Below are 18,687 nucleotides of genomic sequence, written 5' to 3' on the forward strand. Positions count from 1 at the left end.
TGGCCAGGCGCACCCACAAGGGGGCAGTGTCTCTGGCAGTGGGGATCCGTACTCTGCGTCCGTCGAGGGTGAACGTGCCGTGATACCAGCGCACCGGCATCAGCCCCCGCCGCCGACGCGGGAACCGCGCCGACACGTCACCGTCCTTGCGGCGCTTCGCCGCGCTGAACCAGGCGTCCGAGAACCGGCGCAACACCGACCGGGCGCCGACGGAATCCAGTTCGGTGAACGTGCCCGGCCCCGACGCCGCCAACTCCCGACACAACTCCTGATAACCGGACAGCGGTACGTCCCGGCGGCGGCGCCGCCACGCATTCACCTCCACCACGCACGCCCACACGTCACCGGCCGAGCGCAGCAGCCCGAAACAACGGCGCCGCTGGCCCGGCGTCACCCGCAACGCGACGCGGGCGGTGCGGTGCACGACCCGCGGGGCGGCGGGATCCCGACGGCGAGGCACGAACCGAAGCAAACACCAGCCCTACGACATTTTCCCAACCCCGACCAACCGGCGAACGTTTATGGTCAGAGCACTAGCCCGACGGGAGGGCGGGACGGGTCGTTCGCCCCTCGCCCCTGGCCAACGTCGGCACGGGTCGAATGGCCGGGCACCACCAGCGGGCGGGGATGGTCAGCCGGGCGCGCCCCCACGCACCTGCACCCCACCCGGGCCTTTGCGGCAAGCCCCGCTCCGACCCACATAATGGAACGGGAGGGACGCCCACCCGCTGCGATCTGCTTTCAGCCGTCGATCTCGATCACGTCGGCGGGCGCGCGGCGGGGTGCCGGGGCCAGCTCTCCGCCGGGACCCCAGCCGACGCGAACCACCAGGTAGGGCTCGCCCACGCCGGCCAGCAGGTCGCGCATCATCCGCCGCGGCCAGGCCAGCTCGATGGCGTCGCTGATCGGCGCGGTGGCCAACCCCTCGGCGGTCGCGGTGAGCAGCAGCGCGGAGAGCGCCTCGCCGCCGCGCAGCCAGCCCGCCGGGTCGTCCCGCTCACCGAAGAGGAGCACGTACGCGGCGCCGCGGTCGAAGTCCGCGCCGGCGCTCAGCCCGGCCGCCCCGCCCGGGGCGTGGTCGCGGACGGGCACCCGTCGCGGGGCGGGGCGGACGGCGGTGGCGGCGGGAACGCCGTCGCCGCTGCCCGCCGGCCGGTTCGTCCAGCGGCACAGCTCCTCCCGGTACGCCGGGTCGGCGAGCTCGGCGCCGGCGGCCCGGGCCGTGGAGACGGCCAGCATCGGCATCTGGTCCGGCCGGACGACGTGCAGCAGGGCCCCCTCCGCCTCGACGGCGGCGCGCAGCCCCGACAGCAGCGCCTCCGGGACCGGCGGGTCGCCGAACGCGCGGCGGTCGGTGCGGCGGCGGGGGATGGCGTCCACCAGGCGACCGGCCGCGACGTCCAGGTCCGCCGGTCCGGTGGTGCGCAGCCGGGCCAGCAGCGCCGGGTCGTCGGGTTCGGGGAAGCGCTCGACGGTGACCGCCCAGCCGGCGGCGGTGAGGGACACCCGGGCGTGGTGCAGGGCGGCGCCGCAGCTCAGGGTGAGCAGCCGGGCGTCCGGGTCGGTGGTGGCGAGCTGCCGGCTCGGGTCGGCCCGCAGTTCGAGGGCGGTCGACGTGACCCGCCAGCGCCACGGCTGGGTGTTGAACACCGACGGCGCGTGCAGGGACTGGCGGGCGGCCGCCTCCAGCACGCGTACCACCGGGGTCTGCGCGGTCCGGGTCGATGGCTGGGTCATGGTGGGGCCTCCTCGCTGCTCGTCCCCCCTCGACCCTGCGGCACGGGATCAGTGGGGGACAGGGTCGGACGGCCCGGGGCCACCGGGCCGGCCGCCCCTGCTCACTCCGGCTCGGGGGCGGCCGGGGGCATGGCCAGCGCGAGGGTCAGGTCGAGGACGGTGGCCGGGTCGTGCAGGCGGTCGCCGTACAGCTCGCGCAGCTGGCCCATCCGGTAGCGGACCGTCTGTGGGTGCACAAACAGGTCGGCCGCCACGTCGTCGCGCCGGCCCTGGTGCAGCAGCCACGACCGCAGCGTCTCGGCGAGCCGGTGCGCGGTGGCCGGCGGCAGCGACTCCAACGGCTTCAGCGCCTGGGCGCGCAGGTCGGCCAGCCCTTCCGGGTCCATGCTGAGCACCAGCTCGGCGAGGTGTTCCTCGGTGTCCAGCGGCCCGCTGTCGGGCCGGCCGAGGCCGAGCGCCAGCGCCCGCGTGGCCCGCTGGTAGGAGGCGGCCACCCGGCTCCACGGGCGAGCCGGGCCGAGCACCGCCCGGTGCCCGCGCAGCGCCCGGGCCAGCTGCCGGCGGCCGGTGCCCTGCGCGTCCGGCACCAGCAGCACGGCCAGCTCCTCGGCCAGGTCCACCCCGGGCAGGTCCTCCCCGCTCTCCAGGGTGTGCGGGCTGAGCAGGGCGAGCACCGCGCGCAGGTTGGGGCGCGGCAGCAGGACGACGGTGAGCGTCTGCGGCAGCGGCCAGTCCGCCAGCTCGGCGCTGCGGCGCAGGGTCTCCTCCGGCTCGCCGGCGAGCAGCTGCTGGGTCAGCCGCTCCAGGTAGCGGCGCTGGACCCGGCCGGCGCTGGCGAGCTCGTCGGCGTGCCCGGCCACGCTGGCGGCGGAGAGCTCGTCGATGTAGGCGAACATCAGCTCGGCGAACTCGGCGACCGTCTCGGCGGCCGAACCGCTGCGGACGGTGGTGGTGGAGACCTCCCGCCACGCCACGCGCGCCCCCACCCGGTACGCGGCCAGCAGCGCGTCCATGCTGCGGCCGGAGCGCGCCTCCCCGCTGCCGAGCGCGTACGCGGCCTCCAGCGCCGGGGTCAGCGGGGTGCTCGGGTCGGAGGACTGGGCCTTCTCGACGAGCTGGAGGAAGGTGCCGAGCGCGATGCGTACGGCGTTCTCGATCTTCTCCCGCATGGCGCCGGTGAGCGCGCCCGAGTAGTCGGGCACCTCGCCGGTGATCGCGCTGACCGTCCGCTCCGCCACCACGGGGAGGCGGTCGCGAAGCCGGGCGGCCACCCGCTCGTCCAGTTCGAGGCGGGCGGCGCGTCGGGTCGTCCCGGACTGGTCCGACATGTTGTTCTCCCCGAACAAAACCCTACCGCTGATTCACCTTTGCCGGTCAAGATGTTATGCGATTGTGCGGCCACCCTGGTCATATGACCACAACTGTCCCGCGGCCCGCCGCAAAGGTCTCCCTCCGGGGCAGGCTGCTGCGGCTGGCCGAAACGGTCACCACCCCGCTGCTGCCGGCGGACTACCTCGACCTGGTCGCCCCGCTGCGCGCCGGCGCCGCCCTGCGTGGCCGGATCGTCGCCGTGCGACCGGAGACCCGGGACGCGGCGACCGTGGTCATCCAGCCCGGCCGGAGCTGGCGCGGCCACGTCCCCGGGCAGTACGTCCGCCTCGGCGTGGACGTCGACGGGGTCCGCCAGTGGCGCGCGTACTCGGTCACCTCGGTGCCGGGCAGCCGGGACGGCCGCCTCGCGATCACCGTCAAGGCAATCCCGGACGGCAAGGTCAGCAATCACCTGGTCCGCCGTACGCGGCCCGGCACGCTCGTCCAGCTCGATCAGGCCCAGGGCGAATTCGTGCTGCCGGCGGCGACCCCCGAGCGGGTCCTCCTGCTCACCGCGGGCAGCGGCATCACCCCGGTGATGGCGATGCTCCGCGCCGGCCTGCCAACCCGGGCCGACGTGGTGCTGGTGCACTCCGCGCCCAGCCCCGACGACGTGATCTTCGGCGCGGAGCTGCGGGCGCTCGCCGCGCGGGGCGCGCTGCGGCTGGTCGAGCGGCACACCGACACCGATGGGCTGCTCGGCGTGCACGAACTCGACGAGCTGGTGCCCGACCACCTCGAGCGGGAGACCTGGGCCTGCGGGCCGGTCGGCATGCTCGACGCGGTCGAGGGGTACTGGGAGTCCAGGGGGCTCGTCGAACGGCTGCACATCGAGCGGTTCCGACCCACTGTGATCTCGCCGGGGGAGGGCGGCACCGTGACGTTCACCGGGGCCGGCGTGACCGTCGAGGCCGACGGCGCCACGCCGATCCTCGACGCCGGTGAGAACGCGGGCGTGCTGATGCCTTCCGGCTGCCGGATGGGCATCTGCTACGGCTGCGTTCTCCCGCTGCGCCAGGGCGCCGTCCGCGATCTGCGCAACGGCGATCTCACCACCGCCGTCCCCGGCGACGGCGTGCTCATCCAGACCTGCGTGTCGGCGGCGGCCGGTACCTGCGACATCGAACTCTGACAGGAGGCCGGACGTGACCGTGATCCAGAAGAAGGCCGTCAACCCGATCGCCCACCTGAGCGCCGAGGACATCGAGATCCTCGGCAAGGAGCTGGACGCCATCCGGGACCGGGTGATCGCCGACCGGGGGGAGCGGGACGCCCGCTACATCCGCAAGGTGATCAAGACCCATCGGACGCTGGAGCTGAGCAGCCGCGCGGTGCTGCTCTTCTCCTTCTTCCCGCCGGCCTGGATCGTGGGCACCGCCGGCCTCGCGGTGGCGAAGATCCTGGACAACATGGAGATCGGTCACAACGTCCTGCACGGGCAGTGGGACTGGATGCGCGACCCGAAGATCCACTCCACTACCTGGGACTGGGACCACGTCTCCCCGCCCGACCAGTGGCAGCACTCGCACAACCAGCTGCACCACCGGTACACCAACGTGGTCGGCAAGGACAACGACCTCGGGTACGGCATCATGCGCGTCGACGAGGACCAGCCCTGGTACCCGGTCCACCTCGGCCAGCCGCTGTGGAACCTGATCAACGCCTGTTTCTTCCAGTACGGCATCGCCGCCTACGACCTGGAGCTGGGCCACAACCTGCGCGAGGGCCGGCACAAGGCCCCGGAGTTCCGGGCCCGGGCCCGCGCGGTCGGTCGCAAGATCCGTCGCCAGGTGCTCAAGGACTACATCGTGCACCCGCTGCTGTCCGGCCCGTCCTTCCTCAGCACCCTGGCCGCCACCTTCACCGCGAACCTGATCCGCAACGTGTGGAGCCACTCGGTGATCATGTGCGGGCACTTCCCGAACGGGGTGGAGACCTTCGAAAAGACCTCCATCGAGGGCGAGACCCGGGGCGAGTGGTACCTGCGGCAGATGCTCGGCTCGGCCAACATCAGCGGCAGCAAGCTGATGCACATCATGACCGGCAACCTGTCGTTCCAGATCGAGCACCACCTCTTCCCCGACCTGCCCAGCAACCGCTACCAGGAGATCGCCCCGCAGGTCCGGGCGCTGTTCGACCGGTACGGGCTGAAGTACACCACCGGCCCGCTGCCCAAGCAGGTCGCCTCCGCCTGGTGGAAGGTCATCCGCCTCTCCCTGCCGAACCGGCGTAGCGACCGGCGGCAGCCGGTGGCGCCGGCGCCGCTGGTCTCCTCCGGGGCGGCCTGATCCCCGTTCTTGTTGCGGTTGTCGCTTGTTGCGGTTCTGGGTGGTCGCTGTTTCGGGTGTGGCCCGCCGTGCTCCGGGCGAGTCAGGCTTGACCCCTGCGCCGGTCACGGCGGGCCACACCCGCGTCGTGCGCCCGCTGCGCCCGAAGGTGCGGCCTGTCCGGTTCACGCTCCGCGCAACTTCAGGGAAAGTGTGGCCTCCCCGCATCGGTCCGGATTCCGGATGTTCGCCGCCGACGTCGACGCCGCCGAGCTGGCCGCGCTCACCCCCGGCCTCACCGGCGCGGACGTCCGGGAGGTGCTGCGCCGGGTGCAGCTCGCCAAGGCGATGCGGGAGGCGACGGAGGGTGCGCCGGCCGGCCCGATCAGCCAGGATGACCTGCGAGAGGCCGTCGCGGGGCTGCGCCGCGGCTGACCGGCCCGACGGAAGGAGACCTCTTGTCGTCCACCCTGCTGTCCCGTCGGGATCTGGCGTTCCTGCTGCACGACTGGCTGGATGTGACCCGGTTGGCCGAGCGGCCCCGCTACGCCGAGCACTCCCGGGAGACCTTCGACGACGTGCTGGACCTGGCCGCCCGGGTGGCCGCAGAGCACTTCGCCCCGCACAATCGGGCTGCCGACAGCACCGAGCCCACCTTCGACGGACGACGGGTGCACACCATCCCGCAGGTCAAGGCCGCCCTCGACGTCTTCGCGCAGACCGGGCTGCTGGCCGCCAGCCTGGACGAGTCGATCGGCGGGATGCAGCTGCCGCACGTCGTCTCCGCCGCCTGCTTCGCGTGGTTCCAGGCGGCCAACGTCGGTACCGCCGCGTACCCCTTCCTCACCCTGGGCAACGCCAACCTGCTGCTCACCCACGGCAGCGCCGAGCAGATCGACACCTGGGTACGCCCGATGGTGGAGGGCCGGTTCTTCGGCACCATGTGCCTGTCCGAGCCGCAGGCCGGCAGCTCGCTGGCCGACATCACCACGCGGGCCGAGCCGCAGGACGACGGGACGTACCGGCTGGTCGGCACCAAGATGTGGATCTCCGGGGGCGACCACGAGCTGGCCGAGAACATCGTCCACCTGGTGCTGGCCCGCATCCCCGGCGGCCCGCCCGGGGTCAAGGGCATCTCCCTGTTCATCGTGCCCAAGGTGCTCCTCGACGCCGGCGGCGCGCTCGGGCCGCGCAACGACGTGGTGCTGGTCGGCCTCAACCACAAGATGGGCTACCGGGGCACCACCAACACCCTGCTCAACTTCGGCGAGGGGGTGCACCGGCCGTACGGGCGGGGCGGGGCGGTCGGCTACCTGGTCGGGCAGCCGCACCAGGGGCTGGCGCAGATGTTCCACATGATGAACGAGGCGCGGATCGGCGTCGGCGCCGGCGCGACCGCCCTCGGCTACACCGGCTACCTGAAATCTCTCGCGTACGCCCGCCAGCGCCCGCAGGGCCGGCCGATCGCCGACAAGGACCCCACCGCGCCGCAGGTGCCGATCGTCGCCCACCCCGACGTGCGCCGGATGCTGCTGGCTCAGAAGAGCTATGTCGAGGGCGCCCTCGCCCTGGTCCTCTACTGTGGCCAGCTGCTCGACGAGGAGAAGACCGCCCCCGCCGAGGCCGACCGCGGCCGCGCCCACCTGCTGCTGGACATGCTCACCCCGATCGCCAAGAGCTGGCCGTCGCAGTGGTGCCTGGCCGCCAACGACCTGGCCATCCAGGTGCACGGCGGGTACGGCTACACCCGCGACTACGACGTCGAGCAGCACTGGCGGGACAACCGGCTGAACCCGATCCACGAGGGCACCCACGGCATCCAGGCGCTGGACCTGCTCGGCCGCAAGGCCACCATGCAGGGCGGCGCGGGGCTGGCGCTGCTGCTGGAGACGATCCGCGCGACGGTCGCCCGGGCCTGGAAAACCGAGGGGGAAGCAGCCGAGCTGGCCGGTCAGCTCGGCGCGGCCGTGGACCGGATCGCGGTGGTGACCCGGCGGCTGTGGGGGACCGGTGATCCTGAATTGGCCCTGGCCAACGCCTCCGTCTACCTGGAGGCGGTCGGACACGTGGTGATCGCGTGGATGTGGCTGGAGCAGTTGCTCGCGGTGGAGGCGTTGGGGAGTGCGGAGGGGGCGGAGGGGGACTTCCTCGCGGGGAAGCGGCAGGCTGCGCGGTACTTCTTCCGGTACGAGCTGCCGCGTACCGGGCCGCAGTTCGACCTGTTGGAGAGCCTGGACCGGACCACCCTGGACAGCCAGGAGAGCTGGTTTTGATCGCTAGCGAAGGGTGCTGATGGCCAGCGGCCAGCGCGGCCTGACTCAGCCGACCGAGTACGTACGGCCAGTAACGATCGACGGTCAACTTCAGTGGGAGCAGCCTTTGCCGGGTCAGACGGAGGCTCTGCGGACGCCGCCATCAGAACCGTAAGCCCATATCTGAGTGGTTAGTAGTGCTTCAACATAGCTGTCCGAACGCTCGATCTGCGGCTAGTTGAGCGCGTTGCTCCGCTCGTCGGCCACACGCTCCGCGCGGCGTGGCGGAACCTGGACATCAGCGAGAGGGATGATGCGGACGTGGCCGATGACAGCGGTTATCTGCTCGACAATCAGCAGGCGGAAGCAGGGACTCGCTTTGGCGCCCTGGCGGCGCTGTTCAACCCTTCCACGTTCCGGCACATCGACGCGCTTGGCATCGCGAGAGGCTGGCGGTGTTGGGAAGTCGGCGCTGGCGGCCCCAGCGTGCCGTCCTGGCTCGCCGCGCGCGTCGGCCCGGCGGGGCACGTGCTTGCCACCGACATCAACGTCTCGTGGATGACCGCTGTCGCCGACGCCGGCTACGAGGTCCGCCGCCACGACGTCGGTGTCGAGCCGCCGGCAGGGGATGGATTCGACCTGGTGCACGCGCGCCTCGTCCTGGTGCACGTACCACAGCGTGCCACGGCGCTGGCCGCCATGATCTCGGCTCTGCGGCCCGGCGGCTGGTTGCTGGTGGAGGAGGCCGACCCGATGATGCAGCCGCTGGTCTGCCCGGACGAGTCGGGTCCGGCCCAGCAGTTGGCCAACAAACTCAAGCGCGACTTCCGCACGCTGATGGCTCAGCGTGGGGTCGACCTGTCCTACGGGCGCACGTTGCCTCGGTTGCTGCGCGGCGCGGGACTCGTCGACGTCGAAGCCGACGCCTTCTACCCGATGACCGGCGCTGCCTGCACCCTGCTGGAGCAGGCCACCGTGGCGCAGATCCGCGACCGGCTGGTCGCCGCCGGCCTGGCTACCAACGAAGCAGTCGACCGGCATCTCGACAACGTCGCGGCGGGGCTTCTCGATCTCGCCACCTCGCCCATGATCTCGGCCTGGGGCCGGAAACCTGCGTGAACCGCGCGGAAATCCGTACGATCGTCCACCGACACTGCTACGGGTCCCGCCCCCACATCCTCGTCTCGGCACATGACAGCGCACGGCGCCAAGCGCTACCAACGCGCGGACAGCGGCAGATCAGGGCGTCGCGGTCAGAGGTTTGGCCGATCGGCGCAGGACTTGCCTTGAGCCGCCGCTACCGCGCTGGGCGTTCCTGGCTGTCGAACGGACGGTACTCTCGCCGCTGTGACTGACGCGCCAACAAGCGGCACCGGCGACGAGGCTCCCAGTACAGCGCTGGTGGAACGTGTGCTGGCCGAGGCTGCTGAAGTGCTGATCACCGAGGCGTCCGTTGACGAGCTCGACCGGGCCGACGCGGCTCGGATTGTGGTGTCGGGCAAGGAGATTGCTGAGCTGACCCGGTTGCTGGCTGTCGTGGACGGCGGCACCGGAGATCGCTGTCGGTGCATGGGATGGCCGACGATCCTCGTGTCGGATGCCGCCGGCCGCGAGATCGCACGGTGGACGCTGCACCACCAGACCAGTGTTAGAGGCCTGGGAAGTTGCGATGCGGACCTCCGTGATGGCCCTGGCCTGACCAACTGGCTGGCTGAGCGAGGCTTGACCGGATCGCGCAAGGTCCAGCAGATGCTGGCCCGTCAAGCGGCTGAGGAAGAGGCGCGGCGCGTTCAGTGGGTGAAGGCCACGAAGCCGGCCCTCTCCGAGGCCGCCGAGGCGGCGTCGCACCGAGAAACCGGGGCGGAGGAAAGGCTCGCCGACCTGGTAGCCCGGCGATACCCCAATGCCATCGAGCGCATCCGAATGCTGGTGGCCTGGGCTGGCTTCCCGCCTCGCCACACGACCACGATGGGTGGCACGCCGTGGTACGAGCTGGCGCCCCAGCGCATGCTGCTGACCGAGCCAACCGAGTCGATCTTTGACGCGCTAACGTCGGCATCGTTGACTCCGAGCCAACTCGACGGTGCCGCAGAGCTGTTCACGTCCCTTGAGTGGGCTGGTTCGCGGCGCGTCGACATTCCCGAATCGCTGAGGTCACTGCTGATCGCGCACGTGACGGCGACCGGGACCGATCCGATGAAGTTCCGGATGCGCAATGGATACGGGGCCGAGCGAATGGACTGACGCTGGTCGGCGCACAGCGGGGCTATGACCTGACCGACGAGCGCGGCTTCGCACACTCACTCCGGCACGACAGGGCGGCACCGAACGCCCGCGATTGGCGGCAGATCCGGGACGGTCCCTCACTGAAAATTGGGCTACTCAAACGCCTCGTCTGGGCCTCCGATCCGATCAGGATTCGAGAAGCGCCAGGGTGTCGTCGGGCTTAGCCTTCTCCCAGGTAGTCGGCATCACGCCGAGCCTTGAACGGCGAGAGGGAGCCCGAGAGTGTCCGCGAAGAATTCCAAGACCGGGTCCGATGGCTTCAGCCCTGAGGAGCGTGCCGCGATGAAGGAGCGCGCCGCCGAGCTGCGGGCCGAGGGCAAGAAGGGCGCCAAGAAGGCCGACGGGCTGCAGGCGGTCCTCGACAGGATCGCGGAGATGGCGCCGGAAGATCGTGCGCTCGCCGAGCGCGTGCACGTGACGGTGACCGCTGCCGCCCCGGAGCTGTCGCCAAAGACCTGGTACGGGATGCCCGCCTACGCGAACGCGGACGGTAAGATCGTCGTCTTCTTCCAGGACTCGGGCAAGTTCAACTACCGGTACTCGACCCTGGGCTTCCAGGACGCGGCCAACCTCGACGACGGGGACCTGTGGCCGGTGTCGTACGCGCTCCAGAAGTGGAGCCCCGTGGTAGAGAAGAAGGTCGTCGAGCTGGTGACGGCTGCGATCTCCTGACCGTTGCCACGACCGCTCGAATCCGCCGTCTCGCAACACCGTGAAGAAGGCGCTGGCCAGTGATGAGCCGCTGCGGTATCGGCGGGCGGCGAAGGGTTCGATCGTTGACGCGGTGCAGCCGCAGATCCGGGCGTTGTTGGCGGAGTTCCCGGACATGCCCTCGACGGTGATCATGGAACGGGTCGGGTGGACCCGGGGTAAGACGGTGTTCTGCGATCGGGTGCAGCAGCTGCGGCCGTTGTTCCGCCGCCCGGACTCGGGCCAGCGCACCGACTATCTGCCGGGTGAGCTGGCGCAGTGTGACCTGTGGTTCCCGCCGGCGGACGTGCCGTTGGGGTTCGGGCAGACTGGTCGGCCTCCGGTGCTGGTGATGGTGTCGGGGTATTCGCGGTGGCTGTCGGCGGTGATGACCCCGTGGTGAGGACAACGCCCCGGCGACCAGCCGACCAGCGAGTTGCATCGCTTCGGTGAGTCAGGCGGGCGGTCACTGATGGCGGCTGAAGTTGGAAGGCGCGGTCATCGCGGAGCAGGGTCCAGAGGACGTCGACGCGGCGGCGGGCGAGGGCTATCAGTGCCAGGTTAGCCCCGCCCGCTCGCCTGCATCAACGCAGGTCAGGGCGCTCTTCGTCGTCCGCTGAGATGAGCGCCTACCCTAGTAGCGCTGTACCAGCGTCCACTGAACCCGTGCGTCCAGCATCGCCTGCACCCGGTGCTGGCCGTTAATAAATGCCAGAATCCCGTCTCGCCGTTCATCGGTAACCTTCACAGGGTCACACAGCAATGAATTCAGGGCTTTACGTTCCCAGCCGCTCAGGTGCAGCTTCTCAACGGCGCGCCGTGGGACGTGAGCGGGGATGTCATGGAACGGGACGCCGGCGGACTGAACGCTGAGAGCCAGCCGGATCGCGATAGCCGACACGCGGTGCCAGTCACCCTCGTGGTACCAACAGCAGTCTCGGCCACCACGGCGCGGCACAATCTCACCAGCGAGTAGGCGCCGGTCGGGGTGGAGGCGGCGGGTGGCGTGGAGGCAGTGCTCGGGGAGGTCAAAGCTGGCGTCGCGTCGCTATCCGCCGGTGTCCTCAGGCCGGTCGGATCAACGGGGGCGCCGACCAACGGCCGACGCCCCCCGTCAACACTCGGCTCAACGCCGCCAGATCACCTGAGAGGTGGTGGTCGGATCGAGGACGACGTCGCCGTTCCAGGTTAGGAAGGACGCCTGGGGCAGGTAGTCCTGGCCCAGGAAGAAGCCACGCTGGATTCCGGTCACGTGCACAGCCGCGCCGTTGTCGGCACCGACCACGACCCGGTGGACACTCACCTCGGCGATGTCGTCGGTCGTGGTGCCCGCGGGCAGTTCGACGGTGGTGGCCGCCGGGATGTCGCGCTGGATCGACCAGGTGGGGTCGACGTGGTGCGACAGGTAGACGGTCTGGCCGTTGACGAGGCGAACGCCGAGCGAAGCCCCGACCCAGTTCGACCCCGAGTTGGCCGGCAGAGTGGTCTTGTCGACCACGGCGTACAGGTAGTTGCGCTGGTCGCTCACGTTCGGCGTGAGTGCCGCCGCAGTTGAGGCCGGCTCGATCTTGCCCTCGCGGAGCATCTCCTTGGCCATGATCTGGTACGTCCAGGGATTCGTGTCCATGAGGTACTCGCGCGCCTTGCCGGTGGGCAGGCTCTGCAGGGTCGACAAGAAGAACCGCATCGGGTCGTCTACGACGTCGCACATGTTGTTGTTCGAGGTGCAGGTCTGCAGGAGGGCGTGGTCGTCCTCGTACCGGCCCGAGAAGTGCAGCGTCTGGTGGTTCGGCGCCTGGTAGATGTCGCTGCCCGCGACCCGGTTGCCGCTTTCATCGACCTCCACCGAGTAGATCCACTCGACGTCCGTCGTACGACCCCAGCGGGCCATCAGCGCGGGCGAGTTGGTCCCGCCGTCCTCGTTGCTCCACACCACCGAGTACGTGAGCAGCTTGTGGCCCGCGGTAGCGGCCGGGGCGATCTCGTGCCAGGCGATGAGCGGCGTGTCGGTGGTCCCGTTCTGGTAGGGGCTGCCGAGAGCCGCGAGGTTTCGGCCGTAGACCACCGGCGCGTACCGGAGCACAAGGTACTCCGAGGTGTCCGGCGCGTACGTGGATACGCGCAGGCCGTCCAGCAGGACGGACGTGCTCGCGGCGGCGGAGCGCTCCGCCGCAAAGTGCAGGCGCAGCTGGTGCACTCCGGCACCGAGGTGCCCAAGCGCGAGCTGCCGGTGCAGCGGCTGGTCGCCGGACGCGACGAGATCGGTGACGTACCGGTCATCGAGCGAGATGGAGACGACCGCCGACTCGGCGCCCGCAGTCGACCAGTCGGTGCCCGGGGCTGCCACGTTCAAGTCGACGACCCCCTCGCCCGAAGTCCGCACGATCACGGGAACCCGCACGTCCGGGTGGTCGCGGCGGACGGCGGCGTGTGGAACCCCGGTGGCGGTGCCCGTGGCGGACTGCGCCTGGGCCGGCACGGCCAGGCCGGCCAGCGCGGTCGCGGCCGCGATCGGCGCGGCCAGCAGGTGAACGAATCGCATCAGTTCCCTTCCGACGTAGATGTAGGGCAGCGCGAGCGGGCAGAGATCCCACCAGGGGACAGGGTCGCCGCTCGCAAACAGCAGCTACCCACCGATATATCTATCGATCGGGACTGACCAGGTAACCAACGGCGGGGAACGGCGGCACAAAGAGCGCAACAAGCAACATCAACGAGCGCCGACATTGAGATGGCACATCGCAAAGATGCGCGTCGATTGAATGCTTTGACGGGTGAGTCGCCGAGGCCCGCAAGGTTGATCGCCGGGTTGAGTTCAACCCGTGGCGCCGCCGGTTGACCACTTCGGTCTTCTCTGGGAGGTCACACCGACGCGCTCGCCCACATCGTCGCAGGTCAGGGCGCTCTTCGCTGTGGGGTCGGGGTAGCACTTAGGACGCGGTGACCACTTCGCCAAGCTGCACCCAATCTGCACCCACCTGCAAGGCCAAGCAGTCCGGGGGCTCCTTACCGGCCCGACCTGCGGATACCCCCTACCAGGCGACCTAGAGCGCTGTCGACTGCTGCCCAATACGGCTGAGCACTCCGTGTGAAGCAGGACGCCGCACCGACTCTGACCTGCGGAACCGCAGAAGCGCAGGTGGGTGCGGGTGCCGTTGAGTGCTGTTCGGTGCCGTTGGGTGCAGTTGACTGCCGTTTGGTGCACCCGTCTGCTCCCATCCCGCTCCCCGGTCCTCCTGCCCGGCCGGCAGCCTGGGTGGGACGTGAAGCTCCGCCGGCGGCAGAAGAACCGCCCGCAGGTGGCTCTGTCGCTACCGGCCGGTCGTCTCGCTGTCGACTCCTGTGAGCCGGCGGAGCGACACCGTGGTTAGGGTGTACGGATGCAGGCGGCGGTGTCCTGGAGCGACCTCGATGGCTGACGCCGACGATGTCCGTCAGCTGGCGCTGGCGCTGCCTCACGTGGTCGAGATCGACAGTGACGGCTTCGACTTCCGGGTCGCCGACAAAGGGTTCATCTGGTCCTACCCCGAGCGCAGACCCGGTACGTCGCGCCGCATCCGGACCGATATCGCGGTGCTATACGTGGGCGACGAAGCGGAGAAGCAGGCGTTACTCCTCGGCGAGCCCGAGGTTTTCTTCACCACGCCCCCGTATGACGGGTTGCCCCTCGTCATGCTGCGGTTGACGCAGGTGAGCGTCGATCGTCTGAAGGAGCTCGTCACCGACGCGTGGCGCATGCGTGCCCCGGACTCACTCGTCGGTGACCTCGATGACGGCACCGACTCGTTGAACCCACATCTGAGCAGAGCCGATCAGTAGGTCGAGGTAGCGCTCCCCCTATGCCGCAGGCGGAGCCTGCGGAAGGCTGCTCGATCGCCGTCTGCGCCAGCCGCAGCAAGGTCGCACGTCCCGCACGCTCCGCGGCCATGAGCGTGCACACCATGGCAACCCGATCGGCGGCACGTGTCACGGGCAAATACGTTGGCTGGCATCCGCGGATCGGGAAAGATCGACCGCGAGGTGACCCACGTGCGGACTCGACTGCGGCAGCTGCGAATCGATGCGCGGACCTTCGTGATGGCGCGCGGCGATTCATCACGTGCAGGGCAGCGGTAATTGCCACCGGTGCATTCGCCTGCGGGTCTGGGGCGGTGGGAAGACGAGCCAGGCACTCCAGGCGGATCTGCTGTCGGTCGCCTGGCCGGCACCGTGGGGGGCATGCGCGACCGACGGCGCCTATCCGGCATCGGCCGACGTACGAGCCGTCATCAGCTACGCCCTGAAGCACGGGTGGCAGCCTGAGAAGCAGGGCGGAACGTTCGTGCTGTCCGAGCACGAGCATGCGGCCGGGTTCACGGGAGTTGCCCCCTGGTCCTGGACACTTGAGCCTTGGATCGTGATGGTCCGGGGAGATCAGGAGTCCCTGACAGATGGTGAACAAGCACTACCCCGCGGAGTTCAAGGCCGACGCGGTCGCGTTGTACCGGTCTCGGCCGGGGGCGACGATCGCGCAGATCGCTGACGATCTCGGGGTCAATCGGGAGACGTTGCGTAGTTGGGTCCGCGCCGATGATCGACGCAGGGGCGCAACCGCCGGGTCGGCGGCCTCCGTGGCGGGCTCGCAGGTGTCCGGTTTGGTGGAGGACGAGAACGCGCAGTTGCGGCGGCGGATCCGGGAGTTGGAGGAGGAGCGGGACATTCTGCGGAAGGCGGCCCGGTATTTCGCCGGGGAGACGCGCTGGTGAACCGCTTCCAGTTCGTCGCCGACCATCAGCAGCGCTATGGCGTGAAGCGGTTGTGTCAGATCATCGGGTTGTCCCGGTCGAGCTACTACTACTGGCGGTCCACGGCGTCGGCCAGGGCGGCACGAGAGGCCAGGGATGTCGCTCTCGTGGGCCGGATTCGGGCGGTGCACGTCGAGCATGACGGCACTTACGGGGCGCCGAGGATCACTGCTGAGCTGCACGATGCCGGACTGCGGGTCAACCGGAAGCGGGTCGCGCGGGTGATGCGCCGCTTCGGTGTGCAGGGTCTACGACTGCGCCGGCGAACTCGTACGACGGTGCCGGACCCGGCCGCGGCGAAGGCCCCGGATCTGATCGGCCGGGACTTCACCGCCCCCGCGCCGAACCAGCGCTACGTCGGCGACATCACCTGCCGGTCGGTGACCGCGGCTTCCTCTACCTGGCCACCGTCCTCGACCTGCACTCCCGGCGCCTCGCCGGCTGGGCGATCGCCGACCACATGCGCACCGACCTGGTCATCGACGCCCTCCACGCCGCGCAGCGCACCCGAGGCAGCCTCCACGGGGCGATCATGCACACCGATCACGGAGCCCAATACACCTCTCGGGCCTTCGCCGAGGCCTGCACCACGGCGGGGGTCCGGCAGTCGATGAGCGCGGTCGGTAGCTCCGCCGACAACGCCGCCGCGGAGTCGTTCAACGCCACCTTCAAACGCGAGACCCTCCAGGGCCGCCGCGCCTTCACCGACGAACGCGAAGCACGGCTGACCGCGTTCCGCTGGATGCACCGCTACAACACCGTCCGCCGCCACTCCCGGCTCCGACAGCAATCCCCGATCACCTACGAGAAGAACACCCGGCCAGCACCGGCTACGCTGGCCCCCGCCGCATAAACCCCGTGTCCAGGATCAGGGGTCAAGCCCCCACCTTGCCCGATTTCCTTCTGACCGATCGGCTGCGCACGTCAGAGAGCGCGGCTCCCACGCTTCGAGTTATCCGTGCCTACGAACGTCGTCATCGAGGATGACCGTCTTTCGCGCATCGGCACGACCCGCCGCCGAGGCGATCCGCTGCCGTAACAGGCCGTAGCGCGCGGTTCGCGGCAGTTGAGTGCGCGACCGAACGCGCGCACCGCGACATTGTGCGCGCGGAACGCGGCATGGTCGAACGCTTCACCGCGTCACGTGGGGACGCTCTCTGCGATGTGGGCTCGCTATCGGGATGGCGGCAGCGGGATTGGTCAGCCTGGTGGGGATGGGGCTGGTAGGCGTGGTCGCGGCGAACTCGCCTGGTGTGGTCGAGGCCACCCAACTTCACTGACGCAGCCTGTCAGGGAAGTTCCCGGAGGCTGTGCACATGACCACCGCCACCACCCCGCCCACGCAGATGCTTGGGGCCCGGACCGCATCGATCGATTCTCGCGTGCCGCTAGTCGAACCGTTGGCTACGCCACCGACGGGGGGTCGAGTCGAGCGACTGCTCCTGCCGGCTACCTTTGTCACGAGCCTGGGCAACGGCATCCAGCTCGTCGCCTCCGCGATCCTGGTCTTCACTACCGCGGGCAGCGCACTGTCGGTGGGGTGGCTGTTCATCGCGGCGTCCGTGCCACCGGCGTTGCTGTCGCTGGTGTTCGGGCGGATCGCCGACCGTTACGACCGGCGGACGCTCTGCCTGATCGCGGATGTGGCCAGCGCCCTGGCGGCATTAGTGCTGCCGGTCTGGCTGCTGCTGGGCGGGGCAACCACACCTGTGGCCTACCTGGTCAGTTTCGCGCTCGCCGCGCTGGCCGCGATGTTCATGCCAGCAAGCAACGCCCTGATGAAGGAGCGGGTCGCCCCGGATCGCCTCGTACGGTTCAGCGCGCACTACGAGATCGCCTTGCAGGCCGGAAATTTGCTCTCCGCAGCGGTGGGCGGATTCGCCATCCACCTGTTCGGGCCCACGCCGCTGTTCCTCTTCAACGGCGCCACCTTCCTCGTCTCGGCCCTGGCCATGTATCTGATCGGCCGGGGCCCTGCCCGCGCCGAGCGTGCCCAGCCGGCGGCCATCGGCAACGGCACGCCGACCGGTCGCACCGCCGCACCGCTGCTGCGCCTCGGCCTTCTCTACGCCACCTGCACGGTGTTGACCATGGTCGGCAACACCGTCTTGATCGTCTTGGTGTACCAAGGCTTCCACCAGGGCGCGGGTATCTACGGGCTGGTGGACGCACTGGCCGGGGTCGGGTTCGTGACCGCCGCCGCCCTCTACCCCCGGCTTCCCGCCAGGTTCGGCCATCTTCGCATCGCCGTCATCGGCATCGTCGGCTGTGCGGTCATCGTGGCCGTGGAGCCGCTGCATCTGTCCGTTCTTCTGGCGGGCATCCCCATCGCCGGCGCTCTGGTCGGGCTGGCCCGGGTGGCAACCCGTAGCCTGCTGCTGGCCAGCGTGCCCGAGCGGAGGGCCGGCCAGGTCTTCGGCGCCACCAACGCGGCCGGCCTCGGCCTGAGTGCTGTGATCACCGTACTGGTCGCCACACTTGCAGATCACACGAACATCGCCAACGCGTTCTATTCACTTACGGTCATCACCGCCGTTATCACCGCTATCACGGCCGTGACCCTACGCAAGTCAAATCCGAAGATCGTCTAGGCCAGATGTCCGGTTCCACCCCAACCTCGGAACGCACGGATCTCGGCACGACCGGGCGCCGGCTTGATCCGGTTGTGGTGACACTGCGTAGCGCCCGGTCGGCGGCATGAGCGCGCGCCGCGGCACGCTGTCACAAACCGATGGGTCGGTAGGCCAATGCCGCGTCGACGATGGTCTCGGGTGACGCGTTGACCAGCTCCGGTGGCGGCCAGAAGATCAAATCGGTGACTCGTGGGTGCAGGACGTTGGTCTCCAGCAGCAGAACGTAGTAGTCGGTGTCGTCATCGACTGCCTGTATCCGGGGGACGATCTCGATCAGCTCGTCGCGGGTGACGTTCGCGACCTTCGGCCATGCGGGTCGGGCGGCCTCGAGCGCGAAGTCCTCGAGTTGCGAGACTTCCAGTAGGTGAGGAAGTAATCGGCGGTGTAGTCATGGCCGGTTTCGGCGTTGAACCCGGCGATCGCTGCGTCGGCCGACTCGCCGCGTTCAAGCAGCCCCGCGATGGTCTCGATGGCGGTACACAGCTCTGCGATGCGCTGTGGTCCGACCACCGGCGGGCAGAGCTCGGGGCGCAACTCCATCCGAACATTGTCCACGGGCCGGCCGGCGTCTTCTTCTGAGCACAAGCCCCACGCCCATCGGCACGACCGAGCGCCGCAACGCCCGACCAGCGGCAGTTGAGGATGTTTACGGCGGCATGATCGTGGC

At 69.7% G+C, this 18,687-nt stretch carries 14 protein-coding genes and 2 pseudogenes; 11 read left to right on the plus strand and 5 right to left on the minus strand.

Annotated elements, in window-relative coordinates; all coding sequences use genetic code 11:
* Positions 1 to 741: 741 nt before the first annotated feature.
* Together OG799_RS06875 and OG799_RS06880 are read right to left on the minus strand one after the other, a co-directional pair.
* Positions 742 to 1,737: an Acg family FMN-binding oxidoreductase gene (locus OG799_RS06875; RefSeq protein ID WP_406044177.1), complete on the minus strand. Its 996-nt coding sequence runs from the start codon at positions 1,735 to 1,737 to the stop codon at positions 742 to 744.
* A gap of 101 nt (positions 1,738 to 1,838) precedes the next feature.
* Entirely contained in the window at positions 1,839 to 3,065 is a 1,227-nt protein-coding gene (locus tag OG799_RS06880) for a PucR family transcriptional regulator (protein ID WP_406044179.1), read from the minus strand.
* 83 nt (positions 3,066 to 3,148) lie between these two features.
* Between OG799_RS06880 and OG799_RS06885 the strand changes: the two genes are divergently transcribed.
* From OG799_RS06885 to OG799_RS06920, 8 genes and pseudogenes are all read left to right on the plus strand, one after another.
* Positions 3,149 to 4,240 (plus strand): ferredoxin reductase, encoded by a 1,092-nt coding sequence (locus OG799_RS06885; RefSeq protein WP_406044181.1) that lies wholly within the window; start codon positions 3,149 to 3,151, stop codon positions 4,238 to 4,240.
* Positions 4,241 to 4,253: 13 nt separating this feature from the next.
* Positions 4,254 to 5,396, plus strand: coding sequence for a fatty acid desaturase family protein (locus tag OG799_RS06890; RefSeq protein ID WP_406044183.1), 1,143 nt, complete (start codon positions 4,254 to 4,256; stop codon positions 5,394 to 5,396).
* 222 nt (positions 5,397 to 5,618) lie between these two features.
* Positions 5,619 to 5,810, plus strand: a complete 192-nt coding sequence (locus OG799_RS06895; RefSeq protein ID WP_406044185.1) for a hypothetical protein — start codon at positions 5,619 to 5,621, stop codon at positions 5,808 to 5,810.
* 23 nt (positions 5,811 to 5,833) lie between these two features.
* The gene (locus OG799_RS06900; RefSeq protein WP_406044187.1) at positions 5,834 to 7,648 is read left to right on the plus strand and encodes an acyl-CoA dehydrogenase; all 1,815 of its coding nucleotides are present in this window, start codon (positions 5,834 to 5,836) and stop codon (positions 7,646 to 7,648) included.
* 300 nt (positions 7,649 to 7,948) lie between these two features.
* Positions 7,949 to 8,746 (plus strand): methyltransferase domain-containing protein, encoded by a 798-nt coding sequence (locus tag OG799_RS06905; protein WP_406044189.1) that lies wholly within the window; start codon positions 7,949 to 7,951, stop codon positions 8,744 to 8,746.
* Between the two features lie 228 nt (positions 8,747 to 8,974).
* Positions 8,975 to 9,871 carry a hypothetical protein gene (locus OG799_RS06910; protein WP_406044191.1) on the plus strand — a complete coding sequence of 299 codons (897 nt, stop codon included), beginning with the start codon at positions 8,975 to 8,977 and terminating at the stop codon, positions 9,869 to 9,871.
* Between the two features lie 264 nt (positions 9,872 to 10,135).
* The gene (locus tag OG799_RS06915; protein ID WP_406044193.1) at positions 10,136 to 10,585 is read left to right on the plus strand and encodes an iron chaperone; all 450 of its coding nucleotides are present in this window, start codon (positions 10,136 to 10,138) and stop codon (positions 10,583 to 10,585) included.
* Between the two features lie 28 nt (positions 10,586 to 10,613).
* Positions 10,614 to 11,000: pseudogene (locus OG799_RS06920) on the plus strand (IS21 family transposase); the annotation flags it as partial.
* Between the two features lie 237 nt (positions 11,001 to 11,237).
* On the opposite strand, the gene OG799_RS06925 reads toward OG799_RS06920, so the two are convergent.
* Positions 11,238 to 11,504 carry a hypothetical protein gene (locus tag OG799_RS06925; protein WP_406044195.1) on the minus strand — a complete coding sequence of 89 codons (267 nt, stop codon included), beginning with the start codon at positions 11,502 to 11,504 and terminating at the stop codon, positions 11,238 to 11,240.
* 225 nt (positions 11,505 to 11,729) lie between these two features.
* The gene (locus OG799_RS06930) at positions 11,730 to 13,145 is read right to left on the minus strand and encodes a hypothetical protein (protein ID WP_406044197.1); all 1,416 of its coding nucleotides are present in this window, start codon (positions 13,143 to 13,145) and stop codon (positions 11,730 to 11,732) included.
* An 869-nt stretch (positions 13,146 to 14,014) separates the two neighbouring features.
* On the opposite strand from OG799_RS06930, the gene OG799_RS06935 reads away from it, so the two are divergent.
* From OG799_RS06935 to OG799_RS06945, 3 genes and pseudogenes are all read left to right on the plus strand, one after another.
* Positions 14,015 to 14,422, plus strand: coding sequence for an MmcQ/YjbR family DNA-binding protein (locus OG799_RS06935; protein WP_406044199.1), 408 nt, complete (start codon positions 14,015 to 14,017; stop codon positions 14,420 to 14,422).
* A 611-nt stretch (positions 14,423 to 15,033) separates the two neighbouring features.
* Positions 15,034 to 16,240: pseudogene (locus OG799_RS06940) on the plus strand (IS3 family transposase).
* 463 nt (positions 16,241 to 16,703) lie between these two features.
* Entirely contained in the window at positions 16,704 to 17,978 is a 1,275-nt protein-coding gene (locus OG799_RS06945; protein WP_406044201.1) for an MFS transporter, read from the plus strand.
* Between the two features lie 315 nt (positions 17,979 to 18,293).
* On the opposite strand, the gene OG799_RS06950 is transcribed toward OG799_RS06945, so the two are convergent.
* Positions 18,294 to 18,560, minus strand: a complete 267-nt coding sequence (locus tag OG799_RS06950; RefSeq protein WP_406044203.1) for a hypothetical protein — start codon at positions 18,558 to 18,560, stop codon at positions 18,294 to 18,296.
* Between the last annotated feature and the right edge of the window lie 127 nt (positions 18,561 to 18,687).

Source organism: Micromonospora sp. NBC_00898 (assembly GCF_045207895.1).
In the GTDB taxonomy this organism is placed as follows: domain Bacteria; phylum Actinomycetota; class Actinomycetes; order Mycobacteriales; family Micromonosporaceae; genus Micromonospora.